This is a genomic window from Streptomyces sp. NPDC005805, from assembly GCF_040630445.1.
GTDB lineage: Bacteria > Actinomycetota > Actinomycetes > Streptomycetales > Streptomycetaceae > Streptomyces.
The window spans coordinates 28,868-48,930 of the sequence record NZ_JBEXXN010000058.1; the positions used below are offsets into that span (position 1 = coordinate 28,868).

Sequence of the window (20,063 nt, forward strand, 5' to 3'; positions counted from 1 at the left end):
CTCAACCCGCAGAAGGAGCCACGGAATCATGGACGCCGTCACCCAGGTCCCCGCCCCGGTCAACGAGCCGGTCCACGGTTACGCCCCCGGTTCGCCCGAGCGCGCCCGGCTGGAGACCAAGCTCAAGGAACTGGCCGAGAACCCGATCGAGCTGCCGATGACCATCGGCGGCGTCAAGCGGATGGGCGGCGGCGAGCGCTTCGACGTCGTGCAGCCGCACAACCACAAGGCCGTCCTCGGCACCTTCGGCAACGCCACCGCCCAGGACGCCCGGGACGCGGTCGACGCGGCCCTCGCCGCCGCGCCCGCCTGGCGCGCCATGTCCTTCGACGACCGCGCCGCGATCATCCTGCGCGCCGCCGAGCTGCTGGCCGGCCCCTGGCGCGAGACGATGGCCGCCTCCACCATGCTCGGCCAGTCGAAGACCGCCCAGCAGGCCGAGATCGACACCCCCTGCGAGCTGGTCGACTTCTGGCGCTTCAACGTCAAGTACGCCCGCGACCTGCTCGCCGAGCAGCCCCCGGCGAACTCGCCGGGCGTCTGGAACCGCCTGGACCACCGCCCGCTGGAGGGCTTCGTCTACGCGATCACCCCGTTCAACTTCACCGCCATCGCGGGCAACCTGCCGACCGCGCCCGCCCTGATGGGCAACGTCGTCGTCTGGAAGCCCTCCCCGACGCAGACCCACGCCGCCGTGCTGCTGATGCAGCTGCTGGAGGAGGCGGGCCTGCCCAAGGGCGTCATCAACCTGGTGACGGGCGACGGCCTCGCCGTCTCCGAGGTGGCGCTGGAGCACCCGATGCTCGCCGGCATCCACTTCACCGGCTCGACCCGCACCTTCCAGCACCTGTGGAAGACGGTCGGCAACAACATCGAGAAGTACCGCTCCTACCCCCGGATCGTCGGCGAGACCGGCGGCAAGGACTTCGTCGTCGCCCACCCGAGCGCCGACCGCGCCGTGCTGAAGACCGCCCTGACCCGCGGCTCCTTCGAGTTCCAGGGCCAGAAGTGCTCGGCCTCCTCCCGCGCCTACATCCCGGCCTCCCTGTGGAACTCGGGCTTCAAGGAGGAGTTCGCGGCCGAGGTCGACGGCATCGCCATGGGCGACGTCACCGACCTGTCGAACTTCATCGGCGCCGTGATCGACGAGCGGTCCTTCGCCAAGAACAAGGCCGCGATCGACCGCGCCAAGGAGGACCCGACCTGCACGATCGTCGCGGGCGGCAGCTACGACGACGCGGTCGGCTACTTCGTGCGCCCCACGGTCATCGAGTGCACCGACCCCGGCAACGAGGTCTTCACCACGGAGTACTTCGGCCCGATCCTCGCCGTGCACGTCTACGAGGACGAGGAGTACGACGCCATGCTGGAGCAGATGGAGTCCGTCTCCGACTACGCCCTCACCGGCGCGGTGATCGCCAACGACCGTGCCGCCGCCGCGCACACGATGGAGAAGCTGCGGTACGCCGCGGGCAACTTCTACATCAACGACAAGTCGACCGGCGCCGTGGTCGGCCAGCAGCCCTTCGGCGGCGGCCGCGCCTCCGGCACCAACGACAAGGCCGGTGCCCCGCAGAACCTGATGCGCTGGACGCTGACCCGCGCCATCAAGGAGACCCTGGTCGCGCCGACCGACTACACCTACCCGCACATGGGCTGACCCCCGCCCGGCGCCACCGTGCCCCCCCGGTACCCCCGCGGTACCACCCCGTGAACACCGCCCCCCGCCGGTCCCCCCAAGACCGGCCGGGGGCGGCTCACGTTCCGGGCCGGGTCCGGGCGGCGGGGCCCCCGGCCCGGCCGGTCCCGTCGAAAGGCCCTAGGCTTCGGTGTGGAGGGGGGCTCCCGAGGAGTCCAGGAGGACGCCATGCCCGGATCCACCACTCTCGGCCCCGGCCACGGGGTGGACAGCATCGACCACGAGGACGCCCGCCGGCTGGCCGGTGTCATGGCCCGGCTCCACGTTCTCCTCGCCGACCTGGGCACGGACGGGCTGAGCGACGACCAGGCGGCCGCTCTCGCCGGGGACGCCGGGCTCACCCCCGAGGCACGCGAGGAGTTCACGGCGTGGACGGCGCGGGTGGCGCGCGTCCTGGACGAGGCGACCTCCGGCTGACGCGCGGAGGGGATGGCACAGGCCCCGGCCCCGGCATCCCCTCGCTCCCGCCCGTCTCGTGCCGCCCGGCCGCTCCCGGCCCGTCTCGTGCCGCCCGGCCCGGGCGGGCCACCCGGGTTCAGACCTTGCGCCACCGCGCCATGGCGAAGGAGAACACCCCGAAGAGCGCCAGCCCGGCCGCGACGAGCGCCAGCAGCCACGGCCCGGCCGGGGTGTCGGCGAAGGCGCGCAGCGCGTCGTCGAAGCCCTTCGCCTTGTCGGGCTCGTACTCCAGGGCCGCCCTGGCGACGAAGAAGCCGATCATCGCGAAGACCGCGCCCCGCGCCAGGCCGCCGCCGACGCCGGTCACATCGGTGAACCTCTTCGCCTTCCGCGACATCTCGCCGCGCTTGAGGTGCTTGTGGAACTTCCGCAGCGCGGCGCGGACCGCGATCCAGAGGCCGGCGCCGATGATGCCGAGGCCCGCCAGGCCGACGATCCACTGCCCGCCGGGCAGTTCCAGGGCACGCGCGGTCACGTCCTGCGACTGCTGGTCGCTGGAGCCGCTGCCGCTCTCACCGGCGGCGAAGGACAGCACCGAGTACGCCACGAAGGCGTAGAACACGAACCGGGCCCCGGACAGCGCCCGCTTGCCCGCCTTGCGGCCGTCCTCCCCGGCCGCCCCGAACAGGGCCTCCGACAGCCGCCACAGGGCCATGCCGATCAGGCCGATGCCGACCGCCCACAGCATCACCGGCCCGGCCGGCTGCTTGGCGAGTTCGGCGAGGGCGCCGCCCCGGTCCGCCTGCTCCCCGCTGTCGCCGAAGGCGATCTGCAGCGCGAGCACCCCGATGAGCAGGTACAGCACGCCGCGTGCGGCGAGTCCCCACCGAGCACCTATGCCGACGGCCTTGCTGTTCGCCGCCCGCCGGGCCGACGAGCGGCCGGATGCGGCGAGTGTCTGAGCGTTCATGTCAACCTCCCGTACCCGTCTGCCCCTCGCCTCCCCGGGGAAACGGCGGCCGCTGCGGCAGGGCGGGGGAGGCCGTCGAGGCGACGATGCGCCGGGTCGCCAGGGCCACCAGCAGGGCCCCGCCGGTCAGCAGGCCGACCGTCCAGCCGATGCCCAGCCGGCCCGTCCAGTACCCCGCCTGGACCACGGCCACCACCAGCAGCCATCCGACGGGCAGGGCGAGCGCCTTCGCGCCGATGTACCAGGAGCGGCCCGGCCGCGCGGGCAGCGCGGTCAGCATCGCGGCCGGCCCCTCGTCCGCCGACCTCGGCCGCTTGAAGTAGGCATAGTGGAACCACTCGCCGCACAGCTCCCAGCCCTCCGGTGCCAGCCGGGCCAGGGCGCCGTCCGGGGCCTGTGCCCCGGCCGCGCCGACGATCTCGCGCCGGTACTCCCAGCGCATCGCCGTGCCGGGCTCCCGGCGGCACACGAACCGGCCCAGCCTGTCGAGGCGTTGGACCTCCCAGCCCGCGTCACCGTGCGCGGCGAGGAGTTCCAGGTCGCGGTAGACGTCCGCGGTCCAGGTCCACTCCTCGGCCCCCTCACCCGGCTCGTCCACGCCCTCGCCGGGCGCGCCCGGCCCCGGTGCCGCGCCGCCGAGGCGCGCCGCGAACTCCGCCGCGGGGCCGAACTCCTCCTCGGCGCGGGTGCCGGTCTCCGCGAGGTGGGTGGCGAGTTCGGCGCGGGTGGCCCCGGCCCGCTCGTCCGGCACCCCCTGCGCGCGCAGGGCGGTGGCGAGGCGGTCGAACCAGACCGCGTCGCGGGTGTCCTCGGTGCTCATGCGCTTCCCCCCGGGGTCGGTCCGCCGTGGCCCGTGGCCGGTGGCGTGGTCAGCTGGGCGCGGACGGCGGTGTGGAACTCCAGCCAGGCGGTGGTCTCACCCGCCAGATGTGCCCGGCCCAGGGCGGTGAGCCGGTAGTAGCGGCGGCCCGGACCGCGCTCGGCGGCGCGGAACTCGCCGACCACATAGCCGTTCTCCTCCAGCCGGTTGAGGACCGGATAGAGGGTGCCGCCCTTGACCTGGCCCACCCCCGCCTCGGCGAGGGACCTGGCGATCTCGTACCCGTAGCTCTCGCCGCCGGTGAGGCAGGAGAGGACGAGCAGGTCGAGCACGCCCTTGAGCCAGCTGGTTCTGCGGTCTGCGGCCATGAGGTGCATCTCATCACCAGCTAGATAGGAGTGCAAGCTAGATCGTGCATCGATCTGAGTCGGGAAGCGGAACAGCCCTGACCTGGGGTGGTGGAGGCCGGCTCGAAGGGCCGTCTCAGATAGTAGGAAGTCCGAGTAATTGTGGAGACAGAGCGGTGGGGCTGCCCTACTTTTGTAGGAGCCGAACGTCTCGCTCGATCCAGCGAATGGCGGTCGTGAGCCAGAGCCCTTGCGCAGGCAATCCCTGCGGCCTCGCTCCCCGCCTCTTTCCGGCGCCTTCGAAATCCTTCCGATCTCCAAGGAGTCGATCACCATGTCCGCTGAGACCGTCCACCGCGTCCGCCGTGCCCCCCGCACCACCGAGGACGACCGCAGGAACGCCGCCGCCGCGCTGCAGCGCGCGCTCGACCGCCGTGACAACGGCGGCGAGACCGGCCACTGAGCCGGCCTTCCGCCCCGCGCGCCGGGGCCCGACCCCGGCGCGAGCCGCCCGCGAGTCCGCATCGTGGACGCCTCATGTCAATCCATGGGACGCGGAGTAGGGTGCCGTCATGTCTCGCAGCATCAATCTCGCAGTGGTCCCCGGTGACGGCATCGGCAAGGAAGTCGTGGCCCAGGGCCTGAAGGTCCTCTCCGCCGTCCTCCCGCAGGACGTGAAGCTGGAGACCAAGGAGTACGACCTCGGCGCCCAGCGCTGGCACCGGACGGGGGAGACCCTGCCCGACGCCGAACTGGAGTCGCTCAAGGGCCACGACGCGATCCTGCTCGGCGCCATCGGCGACCCGACGGTCCCCTCCGGCGTCCTGGAGCGCGGCCTGCTCCTGAAGCTCCGCTTCGCCTTCGACCACTACGTCAACCTGCGTCCGTCGAAGCTGTTCCCCAATACGGCGACCCCGCTCGCCGGCCGCCCGGACATCGACTTCGTCGTCGTCCGCGAGGGCACCGAAGGCCCCTACACGGGCAACGGCGGCTCGCTGCGCACCGGCACCGAGCACGAGGTCGCCACCGAGGTCAGCCTCAACACCGCCCACGGTGTGGAGCGCGTGGTCCGGGACGCGTACGAGCGCGCCAACGCCCGCCCCCGCAAGAAGCTGACCCTCGTCCACAAGAACAACGTCCTCGTGTACGCGGGCCACCTGTGGAAGAACGTCTTCGACCGGGTCGGCCGCGAGTACCCCGAGGTCACCACCGACTATCTGCACGTCGACGCCGCGACGATCTTCTTCGTCACCCAGCCCGAGCGCTTCGACGTCATCGTCACCGACAACCTCTTCGGCGACATCCTCACCGACCTCGCCGCGGCCGTGACCGGCGGCATCGGCCTGGCCGCGTCCGGCAACATCAACCCGACCGGCGCCTTCCCGTCGATGTTCGAGCCCGTCCACGGCTCGGCCCCCGACATCGCCGGCACCGGCAAGGCCGACCCCACGGCCACCGTCCTCTCCGTCGCCCTGCTCCTGCGCCACCTGGGCCACGAGGCGGAGGCCGTCCGGGTCGAGCAGGCGGTCGCCGCCGACCTCGCGGAACGCACCCCCGACACGGTCCGCACCACGGACGAGATCGGCGACGCGCTCGCGGTACGCGTGGCGAGCTGACCCGCCGGTTCCGACACACCAGACACCGGGGGCCGCCCGAACGGCAGCCCCCGCCCGCCGCCGGGTCGCATCCCCACCGCGCCCGGCGGCTTCTCCTGTGCGGCCCCGGGTGCCACCATCGAACCCGGACCGCACCACGCTGCCCCGCTCCGGCACGCTGTTCCGCCCCCGGTCCCACGCGCGCGATAATCGAACGTGGGCCGTGGCGCACGGTGGTGCTCGGACGTCCGAGCACCAGTCGGCGTGAGCGCGGTCCGTCACTACCAACGGTGAAGGACATCCACTCATGACGACGCCCACGATCGAGCTCAAGCCCTCCTCGCACCCCCTGTCCGACGCGGAGCGCGAGACGATCCTGGCCAACCCCGGTTTCGGCCGCCACTTCACCGACCACATGGTGACGATCAAGTGGACCGAGGGCCGCGGCTGGCACGACGCCGAGCTCGTCCCGTACGCGCCGCTGTCGATCGACCCGGCCAACCTGACGCTGCACTACGGGCAGGAGATCTTCGAGGGGCTGAAGGCGTACCGCCGTCCGGACGGCTCGGTCGCCACCTTCCGCCCCGAGGCCAACGCCAGGCGCTTCCAGGCGTCCGCCCGCCGAATGGCCATGCCCGAGCTGCCGGTCGACCTGTTCATCGGCGCCTGCGACGCGCTGGCCCGTCAGGACAGCGCCTGGGTCCCGGCGCACGGCGGCGAGGAGTCGCTGTATCTGCGCCCGTTCATGATCGCCACCGAGGTCGGCCTGGGGATCCGCCCTGCGAACGAGTACCTCTTCCTGGTGATCGCCTCGCCCGCCGGCGCGTACTTCCCCGGCGGCGTCAAGCCGGTCTCCATCTGGCTCTCCGAGGACCGGGTCCGCGCCGTGCCCGGCGGCGTGGGCGACGCCAAGACCGGCGGCAACTACGCGGCCTCCCTGCTCGCCCAGGCCGAGGCCGCGCAGAAGGGCTGCGACCAGGTCGCCTACCTCGACGCCGTGGAGCACAAGTGGGTCGAGGAACTGGGCGGCATGAACCTGTACTTCGTCTACGAGGACCGGATCGTCACCCCCGAGCTGACCGGTTCGCTGCTCGCCGGCATCACCCGTGACTCCCTGCTCAAGCTCGCCGAGGACCTCGGCCACCGCTCCGAGGAGGGCCGCGTCTCCATCGACCAGTGGCAGGCCGACACGGAGAACGGCACCCTCAAGGAGGTCTTCGCCTGCGGCACCGCGGCCGTGATCACCCCGGTCGGCACGGTCAAGTCCGCGCGGGGCGAGTGGCGGCAGTCGGGCGGCGAGCCCGGCGAGGTCACCCTCAAGCTCCGCAAGGCGCTGCTGGACATCCAGACGGGCAAGGCGGAGGACGTCCACGGCTGGACGCACCGCCTGGCCTGAGAAAGTGTTGGGTAATTGATCAACTGCTGCTTGTAGTCGACGGTGGTGATCTTCGCGGTCTGAGAGTTCGCGAAGATCACCGTCATGTGTGTCTGCACGTGCAAGCCCGCCTATGACACGTCGTTGACGGATGGTCAGTGGGCGGTGATCGAGCCGCGGCGCCGCCGCGTACACCGCGGGCGGTGGCGGCGGCGGCAGCCGGGCCAACTCGGGCCCGGGCGGCGGAGGCGCCGGCAGCACCGCGGGTCTCGCGATCGGGACCGGCAACAGCGGCGCCCTCGCGCAGGGCGGCGCGGGCAGCTCCGGCGTCGGCGGTGGCGGCGGAGGCGGCGGCTGGTACGGCGGCGCCGGTGGTTCCGGCGCCGGCGGAGCGGGCAGTTCCTACGCCTCGCCGACGGGCGTGACCAACGCCGTGGCGACCGCGGCCCCCGCGTCCACCCGCCCGACCCTCGTCTTCACCTACACCGTCCAGGACCTCGCCTGGGTGACCACCAGCCCGCTGCCGAACGCCACCGTGGGCACCCTGTACTCCACCACCCTCCAGACCTCGGGCGGCTCCGGAGCCCCCACCTTCGCGGTCACCGGCGGCACCCTGCCGCCCGGCCTGAACCTGGACCCCGCGACCGGCGTCATCTCCGGCACCCCGACCACCACCGGCACCTACGACTTCACCGTGGAGGCGACCGACCCGGACCCGAACGTCACCCCGATCACCCGTGACTTCCAGATCACCGTGGGTGCGGCCCCCGCGCTCACCTGCGCCACCGCGACCCCCACGATCGTCGGCAACAACCTCCCCAACGTCCTGATCGGCACCCCCGGTGACGATGTGATCTTCGGCCTCGGCGGCAGCGACGTCATCGACGGCCGCGGCGGCAACGACCTCCTGTGCGGCGGCACCGGAAACGACAAGATCTCCGGTGGCGACGGCAACGACCGCATCGAGGGCGGGGACGGCGCCGACGTCCTCACCGGCGGCAACGGCAACGACGCCCTCTTCGGCGGCAACGGCCTCGACGTCCTCGACGGCGGCCCCGGCATCAACACCAACAACGGCGGCGCCGGCCTGAACGTCTGCGTCCGCCCGCTGACCGGACCCGGCTGCACCATCTGACGCACAGGACCGCACCACCGTTCTCGGGCGGCCCGGTCAGCGGATGCTGACCGGGCCGCCCGCCTGCCGGGCCGGCCCGAGTCCCGAGACCCGGGCCCCTGGGCCCCACCCGGGCCCTGGCCCCGGCCTCCGGTCCCGGCTCTTCGGGGCCCGGGCCCCGAGACCCCGGCCCCGCCCGCCGCCCGCATCGTGAGACCGTGGTCCACGGCGGGGCCCGGCTGTGGCAGACTGCCTTCGTGCTCTCGTTCGCCATGATTATCGGCAGCAGCGCGCCGGTCCGCAGTGACCGCTGAAACCGTGGACAGCAATCCCGCGGACGGCGGGCACCGTGCCCCAGACCCGCGCGCAGACCTCTCGCACCCGCGAGGGGTCTTTTCGTTTTGCGGCCCCACCACGGCCGGACGAGCGGCGCGCGGCGACGGGGGCAAGTGGAGCCATCATTCCGGAGCCACTCATCCGACAGGAGTCAGGACGGCATGACCACCAACGACCAGGCCACGCAGGTCGACGACAGTTTCCACGTCTTCGACACCACCCTGCGCGACGGCGCGCAGCGCGAGGGGATCAACCTCACGGTCGCGGACAAGCTGACCATCGCCCGGCACCTGGACGACTTCGGTGTGGGCTTCATCGAGGGCGGCTGGCCCGGCGCCAACCCGCGGGACACCGAGTTCTTCGCCCGCGCCCGGCGCGAGATCACCTTCCGCCACGCGCAGCTCGTCGCCTTCGGCGCCACCCGCCGGGCCGGGGGCAGCGCCGCCGAGGACCCGCAGGTCAAGGCGCTCCTGGACTCCGGGGCCCCGGTGGTCACCCTGGTCGCCAAAGCGCACGACCGGCATGTCGAGCTGGCCCTGCGCACCACCCTCGACGAGAACCTGGAGATGGTCCGGGACACCGTCGCCCATCTGCGCGAGCACGGCCGCCGGGTGTTCGTCGACTGCGAGCACTTCTTCGACGGCTACAAGGCCAACCCTGCCTACGCGAAGGCCGTGGTCGGCACCGCGTACGAGGCCGGCGCCGACGTCGTCGTCCTCTGCGACACCAACGGCGGGATGCTGCCCGCCCAGGTGCAGGCCGTCGTCGCCACCGTCATCGCCGACACCGGCGCCCGCATCGGCATCCACGCCCAGGACGACACCGGCTGCGCCGTCGCCAACACCCTCGCCGCCGTCGACGCGGGCGCCACCCATGTCCAGTGCACCGCCAACGGCTACGGCGAGCGGGTCGGCAACGCCAACCTCTTCCCGGTGGTCGCCGCCCTGGAGCTGAAGTACGGCAAGCGGGTCCTGCCCGAGGGCGCCCTCGCCGAGACGACCCGGATCTCGCACGCCATCGCCGAGGTTGTCAACCTCACGCCCTCCACCCACCAGCCCTATGTGGGTGTCTCCGCCTTCGCCCACAAGGCCGGACTGCACGCCTCCGCGATCAAGGTGGACCCGGACCTCTACCAGCACATCGACCCCGAGCAGGTCGGCAACACCATGCGGATGCTGGTCTCCGACATGGCCGGCCGCGCCTCGATCGAGCTCAAGGGCAAGGAACTGGGCATCGACCTCGGCGACGACCGCGAACTGGTCGGCCGGGTCGTCGAGCGCGTCAAGGAACGCGAACTGGCGGGCTACACCTACGAGGCCGCCGACGCCTCCTTCGAACTGCTGCTCCGCGCCGAGGCCGAGGGCCGCGCCCGCCGCTACTTCCGCACCGAGTCCTGGCGGGTGATCGTCGAGGACCGCCCCGACGGCACCCACGCCAACGAGGCCACGGTCAAGCTCTGGGCCAAGGGCGAGCGCATCCTCGCCACCGCCGAGGGCAACGGCCCGGTCAACGCCCTCGACCAGGCGCTGCGCGTCGGCCTGGAGAAGATCTACCCGCAGCTCGCCAAGCTGGAGCTGATCGACTACAAGGTCCGCATCCTGGAGGGCGGCCACGGCACCGGCTCCACCACCCGTGTGCTGATCTCCACGGGGGACGGCACGGCCGAGTGGTCCACCGTCGGCGTCGCGGACAACATCATCGCCGCCTCCTGGCAGGCGCTGGAGGACGCGTACACCTACGGGCTGCTGCGGGCGGGCATCGAGCCCACGGAGTAGCGGCGGCGGGGGAGTTGCGCGGGGGCGGTGCGCTGTGTCGGTGAACTGTCGGAACGAACGGCCGTCAAGGGCCCGCGCATTCACGAAGTGAAGGCACAACCCCCGTTCCGGCCAACTGAATTGGACTCCACGCGATTTCGGTGTGAAGTCTTGACGGCGGGATCGGCGGGTTGTTGACTCGCCGCACCCCGCAGGAACCGGTACCGCGATGGGTTCGGCGCCGCATCCGTGCGGCGTCCGCGGCGCGGTGCGCGGGACGTCCCGCACGACCGCCACCCTCCGCGAAGGAGCCGTCATGCCCCGCCCCCGCACCGGATTCCGCGTCAGATCCCGGACCGGGCCGCGTACCCTCGGCACGGCGCTGGCCGCCGCCACCGCCGTGCTCGCCTCCCTGCTCGCCGGCGCCCTGCCCGGCACCGCCGCCGCGGCCCCCGCCGACGAGCCCGCCCCCGTGCCCGTCGACCGGTTCGAGGGTGAGGTCCCGTTCGCCGACCCGCCCGCGGACGGCATCTTCACCTGGGGCAGCGACGCCGACGACCACCCGGAGCTGGAGTTCGCCGAGCGCGCCGACGCCCCCGAGGGCGCCAAGGTCCTCCAGGGCAGCTACGACATCAGCGGCTGGGGCGGCCTCAGCCACGAGTTCGCCGTCGACGAGCCCCCGAAGGACTGGACCGCTTCCAAGGGCCTCCGCTTCTGGTGGTACGGCCAGAACACCGCGCCCCTGCCGCCCGGTTCGGGCAAGCGGATCAACTTCGAGATCAAGGACGGCGGCGCGCACGGCGGGGCCTCCGAACTGTGGACCACCTCCTTCACCGACGACTGGCAGGGCTGGCAGCTCGTCGAGATCCCCTTCGCCGACTTCGTCTACCGGGCCGACTACCAGCCCGTCGGCGGGATCGACCAGATCCTCGGCCTCAACGAGATGTGGGGCTGGGCCCTCACCCTCCCGCCCGGCGCCCCCGGCACCTTCGCCATGGACGGCCTGGAGCTGTACGGGAAGGCCGACCCCGCCCTCAAGGCGAGCGTCACCACCGACGCCGCCGTGTACCCGGTCGGCGAGGGCGGCACGGCCCGGGCCAGGATCACCGTCGGCACGACCGGCGCCGTGCCCCTGGACGAGCCCGTGACCGTCGCCTACCGCACCGGCGAGGACGGCCGTGCCGAGCCCGGCAAGGACTTCGAGCCCGTCTCCGGCACCGTCACCTTCCCGGCCGGCACCGCCTCCGGCACCTCGCACACGGTCTCCGTCACCACCAAGAAGGATCGTTCCGCCGAGGCGGCCGAAACCATTCCGCTCCAGCTCACCGTCACCGGAGCCAAGGCCCCCGCCGAGACCCCGCAGATCGTGATCGACGCCCACGGCCTGCCCTACCTCGACGCCAGGCTGCCCGTGAAGAAGCGGGTCGCCGACCTCCTCTCCCGGATGACCCTCGCCGAGAAGGCCGGCCAGATGACCCAGGCCGAGCGCAACGCGCTCCGCTCCCAGGGCGACATCGCCGCCTACGATCTCGGCTCCCTGCTCTCCGGCGGCGGCTCGGTCCCCGCGCCCAACACCCCCGCCGCGTGGGCGAAGATGATCGACGGCTACCAGCTCCGCGCCCAGGCGACCCGCTTCCAGATCCCGCTGATCTACGGCGTGGACGCCGTCCACGGCCACAACAACGTCATCGGCGCGACGATCATGCCGCACAACATCGGCATCGGCGCGGGCCGCGACCCGAGGACCGCCGAGCGCACCGGCGCGGTCACCGCCAAGGAGGTGCGCGCCACCGGCATCCCCTGGGACTTCGCCCCCTGCGTCTGCGTCACCCGCGACGAGCGCTGGGGCCGCTCCTACGAGGCGTTCGGCGAGGACCCGGCCCTGGTCACCGCCATGGAGACGGTGATCAACGGGATGCAGGGCGCGCCCGACGGCCGCGACCTGAAGCGCAACGACAAGGTCCTCACCAGCGCCAAGCACTTCGTCGGCGACGGCGGCACCGAGTTCGGCTCCTCCACCACCGGCTCGTACACCATCGACCAGGGCATCACCCGGGTCAGCCGGGAGGAACTGGAGAAGGTGCACCTCGCGCCGTTCGCCGAGGCCGTGAAGCGCGGCACCGGCACGGTCATGCCCTCCTACTCCTCCCTCGACATCACCGGTGACGGCGAGGGCCCGCTGAAGATGCACGCCCACGGCGAGATGATCAACGGGGTCCTCAAGGACCGGATGGGCTTCGAGGGCTTCGTCATCAGCGACTGGCAGGCCATCGACCAGATCCCCGGCGACTACCCGAGCGATGTGCGCACCTCGGTCAACGCCGGCCTGGACATGATCATGGTGCCGACCAACTACCAGGACTTCACCCGCACCCTGAAGGAGGAGGTCACCGCCGGGCGGATCAGCACCGCCCGCGTCGACGACGCGGTCTCCCGGATCCTCACCCAGAAGTTCCGCCTCGGCCTCTTCGAGAAGCCGTACGCCGACACCACCCACCTGGACTCGGTCGGTTCGCCCGCGCACCGCGCCGTCGCCCGGGAGGCCGTCGCCAAGTCCCAGGTGCTGCTGAAGAACGACGGCGGGGTGCTGCCGCTGAAGCGTTCCCAGAAGGTGTACGTGGCCGGGTCCAACGCGGACGACATCGGCAACCAGGCCGGCGGCTGGACCATCAGCTGGCAGGGGGCCTCCGGCGCCACCACCCCCGGCACCACGATCCTGGAGGGCCTGCGCAAGGCCGCCCCGGACGCGGAGATCGCGTACTCCGAGGACGCCTCCACCGCGACCGAGGGCTACGACGTGGGGGTGGTCGTCGTCGGCGAGACCCCCTACGCGGAGGGCATCGGCGACGTCGGCAACGGGCACGACCTGGAGCTGAGCGCCGCCGACAAGGCCGCCGTGGACCGGGTCTGCGCCGCCATGGAGTGCGTGGTCCTCGTCGTCTCCGGCCGCCCGCAGCTCCTCGGCGACCGCCTCGGCGCGATCGACGCCCTCGTCGCCTCCTGGCTGCCGGGCACCGAGGGCGACGGCGTGGCCGACGTCCTCTACGGGAAGCGGCCGTTCACCGGGCAGCTCCCGGTGACCTGGCCGAAGTCGGAGGCGCAGGTGCCGATCAACGTCGGCGACGCGGCCTACGACCCCCAGTTCCCCTACGGCTGGGGCCTGACCACCCTGAAGAAGACGCCCCCCGGCGGCGAGCTGACCCTGAAGGCGGTCCAGCTCGCGGCCAAGGTCCTCCAGGCGGCGGGCCGGGGGAGGTCCGAGCAGGCCAGGGAACTGGTCGGCACGGCACGGCAGATCGTCCAGCAGCGCATCGGCCGGGACCTCACCGAGCGGGTGGCGAAGCCGTTCGCCGAGGCCGACCACCGGCTGCTGAGCGGCGACCCGGCGGGCGCGGTGGCGAAACTGATCACCGCCTACCGCGCGGCCTGAGCCGCCGGGCGGTCTCCCGGGCGGCGCGCCCCGCCGCCCGGGAGACCCACCCCCGGCACCCACCCCGGGTGCCCTCCGTGATGCCCGGGAGCTGGGACTATGTCCCGTTCGATGCCTGTTCGGGTAGCGTCTATGTATGAGGACACGGCCGTTCACCCGAGTGTCGGCCCTCGCGGGGCTGACGATCGCACTGCTCCTGATCCTGGCCCCGGCGTCCACCGCCCGGGCCGCGGATCTCTCCGACGCCGCCGCGGCCCTGAAGCAGGGCCCGGTGTACGTCCACCCGTCCATGGCAGGACAGCTCTCCGAGTCCGAGGCCGCGGCCCTGGCCACCCGGATCGAGAACGCCGACAAGCCGGTGTTCCTGGCCCTGCTGCCCGCCACCGACCAGTTCCCGGCCGAACGGCTGCTGTCCGACCTGCGGGCGCAGACCGGCATCACCGGGCTGTACGGCATCCGCCTCGGCGACGGCTTCGACGCCGGCGCCGACCGCGCGGTGCTGCCCACCCCGCAGGTCCGCGAGCTGAGCGCCGCCGTCAGGGCCGGCGGCCCGACCGACGCCGTCACCCAGCTCAACGACTTCGTCGACCGCGCCCTGCCCGAGGTCCGCGGCAGCGCACCCGCCTCCTGGGACTCCGGCTCCACGACCGGGACCGGGACCGGCTCGCCCAACGGCGTCGGCCTGCTGATCGGCCTCGGCGTCCTCGCCGTCGCCGGCACGACCGCCGCCCTGACCGTCTCCCGCACCCGGCGCCGCCGCCGCGAGCGCGAGGAGGCCGAGGCCCTGGCCAGGCTCCGGGTCGTCGTCGACGAGGACATCACCGCCTTCGGCGAGGAGCTGGAACGCCTGGACTTCCACCCGGGCGAGAAGGGCGCCACCGACACCATGCGCACCGACTACGAAGGCGCCCTCGACTCCTACGAGACCGCCAAGTCCCGCATGGACAAGGCGAAACGCCCCTCGGACGTCCGACCCGTCACGGAGGCCCTGGAGGACGGGCGCCACGCGCTCGCCGTCCTCGACGCCCGCCGCGCGGGCCGGCCCGTGCCCGAGCGGCGCGCCCCCTGCTTCTTCGACCCCCGGCACGGCCCGTCCGTGGCCGATGTGCCCTGGGCGCCGTCCGGCGGCACCGTGCGCGACGTCCCCGCCTGCGCGGCCGACAAGGCCCGGATCGAGGCGGGCGCCGACCCCGAGGCGCGCACCGTGGACACCGAGTCCGGCCGCCGCCCCTACTGGGAGGCCGGCCCGGCGTACGGCCCCTGGGCGGGCGGCTACTTCGGCGGCGGTCTGCTGCCGGGCCTCCTGGTCGGCACGATGATGGGTCATATGCTCGCGACCCCCGCCTACGCGGCCGAGTACGGCGGCGGTGACTTCGGCGGCGGCTGGAGCGGCGGTGACGTCTCCGGATCCGACTTCTCCGACTCGGACTTCGGCGGGTCCGGCTTCGGCGGCGGTGACTGGGGCGGTGGCGGCTTCGGCGGCGGAGACTTCGGCGGCGGAGGGTTCTGAGCGGAGGCTTGCCGAAAGGGGCCCCGAACGGCGGGTTCTGAGGGCACCCGCCCCGGCGGCGTCACCCGGGCCAGGGTGACGCCGCCGCACGGCTGTACGGCAACCGTGGGGGCGTGCCGGGAAAGAGCTACCGAGAGTAGTATTCGCCTACGCAGCGTGCTTGTCTCGTGCGCATGCGCCACACCACCAGGCTCAGCGCCTGCGCCGCGGCCGCCGCCGCGCTCCTCGTGTCCACCGGTCCGACGACCGCCGCCGCCACCGACCCCGCCGAACCGGCCCCCTCCCGGGGCGCCCTCGCCCCCCTGTACCGGTCGAGCGCGCCCGTCGCCGGCCAGTACATCGTCTCCCTCGCCGACTCCGCCGACGCCGAGGCGACGACGGAGCAGCTGGGGGTCACCTCCCTCTTCACCTACTCCTCCGTGCTCAGCGGCTTCGCCGCCCGGCTCACCCCGGAGCAGCTCAACTCCGTCCGGCAGCATCCGGGCGTCGCCGCCGTGGAGCAGGACGCGGAGGTCACCTCCGACGGCACCGGCACCGGGCCCGCCGCCCCGCGCGCCCTCGCCCCGGCCGCCTCCTGGGGGCTGGACCGGATCGACCAGGAGGACCTGCCCCTGGACCAGGAGTTCACCGTCGCGGGTACGGGCGCCGGCACCACCGGCTACATCCTCGACACCGGCATCGACTACGCGCACAGCGAGTTCGGCGGCCGGGCCCGCCTCGGCTTCGACGCGGTCGGCGACGGCCGGGTGGGTGCGGACTGCAACGGCCACGGCACCCATGTGGCGGGGACGGTCGGCGGCGCCTCCTACGGGGTGGCGCGCCAGGCGGACCTGGTCAGCGTGCGCGTACTGGACTGCGAGGGCCGTGGCACCTGGTCCGGGATCATGGCCGGCCTCGACTGGATCGCGCAGAACGCCCGGCAGCCCGCGGTCATGAACGCCTCACTCGGCGGCCCGGCCTCCCCGACGGTCAACGCGGCCCTGGACCGGGTCGCGGCCGGCGGGGTGGTCCCCGTGGTCGCGGCGGGCAACGACGACATCGACGCCTGCGGGGTCTCGCCGGCCTCCGCCGCCCGCGCCTTCACCGTCGGGGCGAGCGACGCCGAGGACCGCGAGACCTCCTTCTCCAACCACGGCGAGTGCCTCGCCCTCTACGCACCGGGTGCCGACATCGTCTCGGCCCGCCTCGGCGGCGGCAGCACCGCACTCAACGGCACCTCCATGGCCGCCCCGCACGTCGCGGGCGCCGCCCTCCTCGCCCGCGCCGCGTCCCCGGCCGCCACGGCGGAGGCGATCGAGGCCCAGCTCCTCGACACCGCCGTCCCGAACACCCTCACCGTCGACCCGGGCTCCCCGAACCGGCTCCTCCACACCGGCGGTCTGTGACGCACCGGGACCCGGGCCCGGAGCCCGCGCTCCGGGCCCGGGCCGGCCGGGACACGCGAGCGCCCGCCCGGGCCGGGGAGGCCGGGCGGGTGCGCTCAGGGGATCGCGGGGTGACGGAGCCCGGGGCTCAGGCCGCGGTGTCCGCCTTCTTGATCGCGGAGATGTCGAAGGTGAGCTTGACCTTGTCGCTCACCATGACGCCGCCGGTCTCCAGCGCCGCGTTCCAGGTCAGGCCCCACTCGGAGCGCAGGATCTCCGCGCCGCCCTCGAAGCCGACGCGCTCGTTGCCGTAGACGTCGGTGGCCGAGCCCTGGAACTCCAGGTCGACGGAGAGGGGGCGGGTGACGTCCCGGATCGTCAGATCGCCCGTGATCCGGTAGGTGTCACCGCCGAGCTGCTCGGCGGAGGTGGACCGGAAGGTCATCTTCGGGAAGGTCTCGGCGTCGAAGAAGTCGGCGCCGCGCAGGTGGGCGTCGCGGTCGGCGATACCGGTGTCGATGGAGGCGATGTCCGCGTCGATGGACGCGGTGGAGCGGGCCGGGTCGCCGCCGTCGAGGTTCAGGGTGCCCTCGAAGGCGCCGAACGCGCCGCGCACATTGGTCACCATCGCGTGCCGCACGGTGAAGCCGATGCTGGTGTGCGCCGGGTCCAGCGTGTACTCGCCGGAGAGGGCGGCGAGCGCCGGGTCGACGGCGGCGGGGGTGGCGGTGCTGCGGCTGAAGATGCCCATGATCTGCTCCTCGGGGACGGGTGCCGGGGTGCTCCCCGACGTGTTGTTTAAGCTTCAACGAAAACGACCCTAGACCCATTCCCTTCAACTTTCAACCATTCGGTGCGGGGGGTCCCGCCGGGCGCGCGCTGTCCGCCCCGGCGCCCCGGGCGCGCGAAAGGGCGCCCGTCCCCCCGGAACGGGCGCCCTCGGCGTCTCGGTGTGTCTCGGCGCGTCTCGCCGTGTCCGCCGTGGCCGGTCAGGACCCCACGGACACCGTGAACCGGCGCGGGTTGCCGTCGTGGGCCGCGCCCGAGACGTCCGGCTGGCCGTCGGGGCGCACGTCGTCGTAGGGGAAGGCGTAGCCGATGGGGGAGTTGGCGTGCACGATCCGGGACCAGTGGTTGGTGGACGCGTCCCGGTAGTAGTCCGCGGCGGCCGCGCCGTTCGGCTGGTCCGGGTGGGTCAGCAGGGTGCTCCGGTTGAACGCGGCCGAGACCCGGGCGATCAGAGCCTTCTTGTCGTCCGAGTCGGCCGGGTTGTTGGTGAACGGGCCGTGGTTGCAGGTGAAGACGTCCCGGGAGGTCGGCTTGGCGAAGGTGTGCCCGCCCGCGAAGGTGAGCGTGTCGCCGCTGACCCGCCCGGCGAGCACCCCGCGCCCGCCCTGGAGGTCCACCCGCAGGTCCTCGGAGCGGTACTTCTCCCAGACGCGGTCGATGTACGCGGTGAAGGCGTCCCGGAACGGCATCTCGGCGGGGCGGTCGAAGTAGGGGGCCATCAGGGTCTGCGGGGAGATCGCCCGCAGGACCCTCCCGCCGTCCCCGCGCAGGACCAGCTTGTCCCAGGGCCGGCCGTCCCTCGCCGCCTGCGCCTCCAGATCGGCGGCGATCCGCTCCAGCGCGCCGTCGGGCAGCGGGGCGACCGTGTGGTTCCCGTCGCCCTCCAGGCCGAGCCCGATGGGCAGGGCGGTGACCAGGTCGACATAGCTGATGTTGGCGAAGAGCTGCTGGGAGTTGAACGTGAACTCGGCGAACGACCAGGTCTTGTTGTAGTTCGCGTCCGCCGCCGTGGCGAAGGCGGGCTCCACCAGCGAGGGGCCCGGGTTCACGAAGAAGTCCAGCTTGCCGTCGCGCACGAAGTACACCCGCGCGCCGAACATGCGCGGCAGGGTCAGGGTGACCGGGCCCGCCCCGGCCGGCTTCAGCGGGATGGCGCAGTCCACCGCGAGCGGGTTCATCGGGGCCGAGGGGTTCGCGGGCTTGTACACGCCGCCGTCCGGGCGGAGTAGCACCCAGTCGCCGGAGCCGTCCTCGTGGCCGGTCACATAGGCATGCACCGTGCCGGGCAGGGACTTGTTCTCCAGGGCGAGTTCACAGGTGGCGGGCGCGGCGCCCGCGCGCGGGCTGAGAGCGCTTCCCCAGACCGGGTAGGTGAGGGCCGTGGCGGTCGCCGCGGCACCGGTGAGGAAGAGACGTCGGGATATCACGATGCGACTCCTGGTGCTGTGGGGGGAGTTGTGTGGGGTGGAGCCCACTCTCGCGAGGCTCCGGGGCAGCGTCAAGAGTTATGACTGAGAGCGCTCTCAGAATTTCCGTGTCTTCACAAGTCGACGCTCCTTCAGGTGACTTGGACCAACGCGCGAGGGCTGTCGGCCTGCCGCGCCCCTTGCCGCCGCCGAGCGCCTCGCCCTCGCCCCGGACCTGCCCGCCGGCTGAACCGCCGAGCCCGCCGGCCCGGTGAGCGGGGCCGGGTCGCCTTCTCGGGGCCTCGCCGACGGGGAGCGCCGGGCGGCCTCGCCGGTGCTCCGGGCCGCCGACCCGGGCTGGCCCCTGACCGCCGACGTGACCGGCGACGTGACCGGCGCGGAGCAGGTGGAGCCGGTCGTCGAGGACGGCGGGGACGGCAACGGGAACGACCACGCGGACCGGGGCGCCGCGCGCTTCCGCTGCTCCGGCTGACATCCTGCGCGGGGCCGCCGGCGCATGCCCGCAGCCCCGTGCTCCACCCGCTGTTAACCCGTGCGGCGGAGTCCCGACGCTCCCCTGTGACCCGGCTCTCATCTCCATCCTGTTGTCGGACCTCCACAACGCGGACCGGTCCCGAGCTGGTGGTTGGCGCTCCCCGTCGGACGGTTCTGTACGAGGCCGACAGGAGAACGGTCGCGAGACTGTGCAGAGTCGACGGCGGGGTTTTCTTGGTCGGATCCGTAGGGTCGATGCATGACCGTTCTGGACCAGACCACCAGCGAGCCGGCCGACGCACGCGGCCGCGTCGCCGAGCTGCACGCACTGCGCGAGCAGGCGCAGCGCGGCCCGAGTGACCGGGCGACCGAGGCGCAGCACGCCAAGGGCAAGCTGACCGCCCGGGAGCGCATCGAGCTCCTGCTGGACGAGGGTTCCTTCAAGGAGGTCGAGCAGCTCCGCCGCCACCGGGCCAGCGGGTTCGGCCTGGAGGCGAAGAAGCCCTACACGGATGGTGTGATCACCGGGTGGGGGACGGTCGAGGGCCGGACGGTCTTCGTCTATGCGCACGACTTCCGGATCTTCGGCGGTGCGCTGGGCGAGGCGCACGCCACCAAGATCCACAAGATCATGGACATGGCGATCTCGGCGGGCGCGCC

The 20,063-nt window shown here is 72.8% G+C and carries 17 protein-coding genes; 12 read left to right on the forward strand and 5 right to left on the reverse strand.

Translation table 11 applies throughout. The features are described from left to right. Positions 1–28 precede the first annotated feature (28 nt). Positions 29–1,660: an L-glutamate gamma-semialdehyde dehydrogenase gene (gene pruA, locus ABZ457_RS25450; protein ID WP_359161460.1), complete on the forward strand. Its 1,632-nt coding sequence runs from the start codon at positions 29–31 to the stop codon at positions 1,658–1,660. A 207-nt stretch (positions 1,661–1,867) separates the two neighbouring features. Continuing rightward, the gene (locus tag ABZ457_RS25455) at positions 1,868–2,116 is read left to right on the forward strand and encodes a hypothetical protein (RefSeq protein ID WP_359161464.1); all 249 of its coding nucleotides are present in this window, start codon (positions 1,868–1,870) and stop codon (positions 2,114–2,116) included. 118 nt (positions 2,117–2,234) lie between these two features. Here ABZ457_RS25455 and ABZ457_RS25460 read toward each other — a convergent pair whose 3' ends face one another. Genes ABZ457_RS25460 through ABZ457_RS25470 form a run of 3 tightly spaced genes read right to left on the reverse strand, consistent with a single transcriptional unit; the run spans position 2,235 to position 4,256 of the window. Next, positions 2,235–3,068 (reverse strand): DUF1206 domain-containing protein, encoded by an 834-nt coding sequence (locus tag ABZ457_RS25460; protein ID WP_359161467.1) that lies wholly within the window; start codon positions 3,066–3,068, stop codon positions 2,235–2,237. A 1-nt stretch (position 3,069) separates the two neighbouring features. Further along, positions 3,070–3,888 (reverse strand): hypothetical protein, encoded by an 819-nt coding sequence (locus tag ABZ457_RS25465; protein ID WP_359161470.1) that lies wholly within the window; start codon positions 3,886–3,888, stop codon positions 3,070–3,072. Next, on the reverse strand, positions 3,885–4,256 hold the full coding sequence (locus ABZ457_RS25470; RefSeq protein WP_359161473.1) for a helix-turn-helix transcriptional regulator: 372 nt from the start codon (positions 4,254–4,256) through the stop codon (positions 3,885–3,887). The genes ABZ457_RS25465 and ABZ457_RS25470 overlap by 4 nt, the downstream gene beginning before the upstream one ends. 313 nt (positions 4,257–4,569) lie before the next feature. Between ABZ457_RS25470 and ABZ457_RS25475 the strand changes: the two genes are divergently transcribed. The 8 genes from ABZ457_RS25475 (at position 4,570) to ABZ457_RS25510 (ending at position 16,734) form a co-directional block, all read left to right on the forward strand. Continuing rightward, complete coding sequence (locus ABZ457_RS25475) at positions 4,570–4,698, forward strand: hypothetical protein (RefSeq protein ID WP_359161476.1); 129 nt, start codon at positions 4,570–4,572, stop codon at positions 4,696–4,698. 109 nt (positions 4,699–4,807) lie between these two features. Further along, positions 4,808–5,851 (forward strand): 3-isopropylmalate dehydrogenase, encoded by a 1,044-nt coding sequence (locus tag ABZ457_RS25480; protein ID WP_359161479.1) that lies wholly within the window; start codon positions 4,808–4,810, stop codon positions 5,849–5,851. 286 nt (positions 5,852–6,137) lie between these two features. Continuing rightward, positions 6,138–7,226: a branched-chain amino acid aminotransferase gene (locus ABZ457_RS25485; RefSeq protein WP_359161482.1), complete on the forward strand. Its 1,089-nt coding sequence runs from the start codon at positions 6,138–6,140 to the stop codon at positions 7,224–7,226. A 400-nt stretch (positions 7,227–7,626) separates the two neighbouring features. Next, a complete protein-coding gene (locus ABZ457_RS25490; RefSeq protein ID WP_359161485.1) occupies positions 7,627–8,340 on the forward strand; it encodes a putative Ig domain-containing protein in 714 nt (237 codons plus the stop codon). 476 nt (positions 8,341–8,816) lie between these two features. After that, positions 8,817–10,430, forward strand: coding sequence for a citramalate synthase (gene cimA / locus ABZ457_RS25495; RefSeq protein ID WP_359161488.1), 1,614 nt, complete (start codon positions 8,817–8,819; stop codon positions 10,428–10,430). A gap of 295 nt (positions 10,431–10,725) precedes the next feature. Continuing rightward, a complete protein-coding gene (locus tag ABZ457_RS25500; protein WP_359161491.1) occupies positions 10,726–13,839 on the forward strand; it encodes a glycoside hydrolase family 3 N-terminal domain-containing protein in 3,114 nt (1,037 codons plus the stop codon). A 136-nt stretch (positions 13,840–13,975) separates the two neighbouring features. After that, entirely contained in the window at positions 13,976–15,349 is a 1,374-nt protein-coding gene (locus ABZ457_RS25505) for a hypothetical protein (protein ID WP_359161494.1), read from the forward strand. Between the two features lie 173 nt (positions 15,350–15,522). Next, a complete protein-coding gene (locus tag ABZ457_RS25510; protein WP_359161497.1) occupies positions 15,523–16,734 on the forward strand; it encodes a S8 family peptidase in 1,212 nt (403 codons plus the stop codon). A gap of 127 nt (positions 16,735–16,861) precedes the next feature. Here ABZ457_RS25510 and ABZ457_RS25515 read toward each other — a convergent pair whose 3' ends face one another. After that, positions 16,862–17,464, reverse strand: coding sequence for a YceI family protein (locus tag ABZ457_RS25515; protein ID WP_359161500.1), 603 nt, complete (start codon positions 17,462–17,464; stop codon positions 16,862–16,864). A 238-nt stretch (positions 17,465–17,702) separates the two neighbouring features. Beyond that, entirely contained in the window at positions 17,703–18,929 is a 1,227-nt protein-coding gene (locus ABZ457_RS25520; protein WP_359161503.1) for a glycoside hydrolase family 64 protein, read from the reverse strand. 250 nt (positions 18,930–19,179) lie between these two features. Between ABZ457_RS25520 and ABZ457_RS25525 the strand changes: the two genes are divergently transcribed. Together ABZ457_RS25525 and ABZ457_RS25530 are read left to right on the forward strand one after the other, a co-directional pair. Continuing rightward, positions 19,180–19,401 (forward strand): NPCBM/NEW2 domain-containing protein, encoded by a 222-nt coding sequence (locus ABZ457_RS25525; RefSeq protein ID WP_359161506.1) that lies wholly within the window; start codon positions 19,180–19,182, stop codon positions 19,399–19,401. 261 nt (positions 19,402–19,662) lie between these two features. Next, positions 19,663–20,063, forward strand: a 401-nt coding sequence (locus ABZ457_RS25530; RefSeq protein WP_359161509.1) for a carboxyl transferase domain-containing protein, incomplete at its 3' end; no start/stop codon positions are given.

Coding starts and splice junctions, on each gene's coding strand:
- ABZ457_RS25500 (WP_359161491.1), top strand. CDS start 10,726: ATGCCCCGCCCCCGCACCGGATTCCGCGTCAGATCCCGGACCGGGCCG.
- ABZ457_RS25475 (WP_359161476.1), top strand. CDS start 4,570: ATGTCCGCTGAGACCGTCCACCGCGTCCGCCGTGCCCCCCGCACCACC.
- ABZ457_RS25505 (WP_359161494.1), top strand. CDS start 13,976: ATGAGGACACGGCCGTTCACCCGAGTGTCGGCCCTCGCGGGGCTGACG.
- ABZ457_RS25470 (WP_359161473.1), bottom strand. CDS start 4,256: ATGGCCGCAGACCGCAGAACCAGCTGGCTCAAGGGCGTGCTCGACCTG.
- ABZ457_RS25460 (WP_359161467.1), bottom strand. CDS start 3,068: ATGAACGCTCAGACACTCGCCGCATCCGGCCGCTCGTCGGCCCGGCGG.
- cimA (WP_359161488.1), top strand. CDS start 8,817: ATGACCACCAACGACCAGGCCACGCAGGTCGACGACAGTTTCCACGTC.
- ABZ457_RS25485 (WP_359161482.1), top strand. CDS start 6,138: ATGACGACGCCCACGATCGAGCTCAAGCCCTCCTCGCACCCCCTGTCC.
- ABZ457_RS25455 (WP_359161464.1), top strand. CDS start 1,868: ATGCCCGGATCCACCACTCTCGGCCCCGGCCACGGGGTGGACAGCATC.
- ABZ457_RS25465 (WP_359161470.1), bottom strand. CDS start 3,888: ATGAGCACCGAGGACACCCGCGACGCGGTCTGGTTCGACCGCCTCGCC.
- pruA (WP_359161460.1), top strand. CDS start 29: ATGGACGCCGTCACCCAGGTCCCCGCCCCGGTCAACGAGCCGGTCCAC.
- ABZ457_RS25510 (WP_359161497.1), top strand. CDS start 15,523: ATGCGCCACACCACCAGGCTCAGCGCCTGCGCCGCGGCCGCCGCCGCG.
- ABZ457_RS25480 (WP_359161479.1), top strand. CDS start 4,808: ATGTCTCGCAGCATCAATCTCGCAGTGGTCCCCGGTGACGGCATCGGC.
- ABZ457_RS25515 (WP_359161500.1), bottom strand. CDS start 17,464: ATGGGCATCTTCAGCCGCAGCACCGCCACCCCCGCCGCCGTCGACCCG.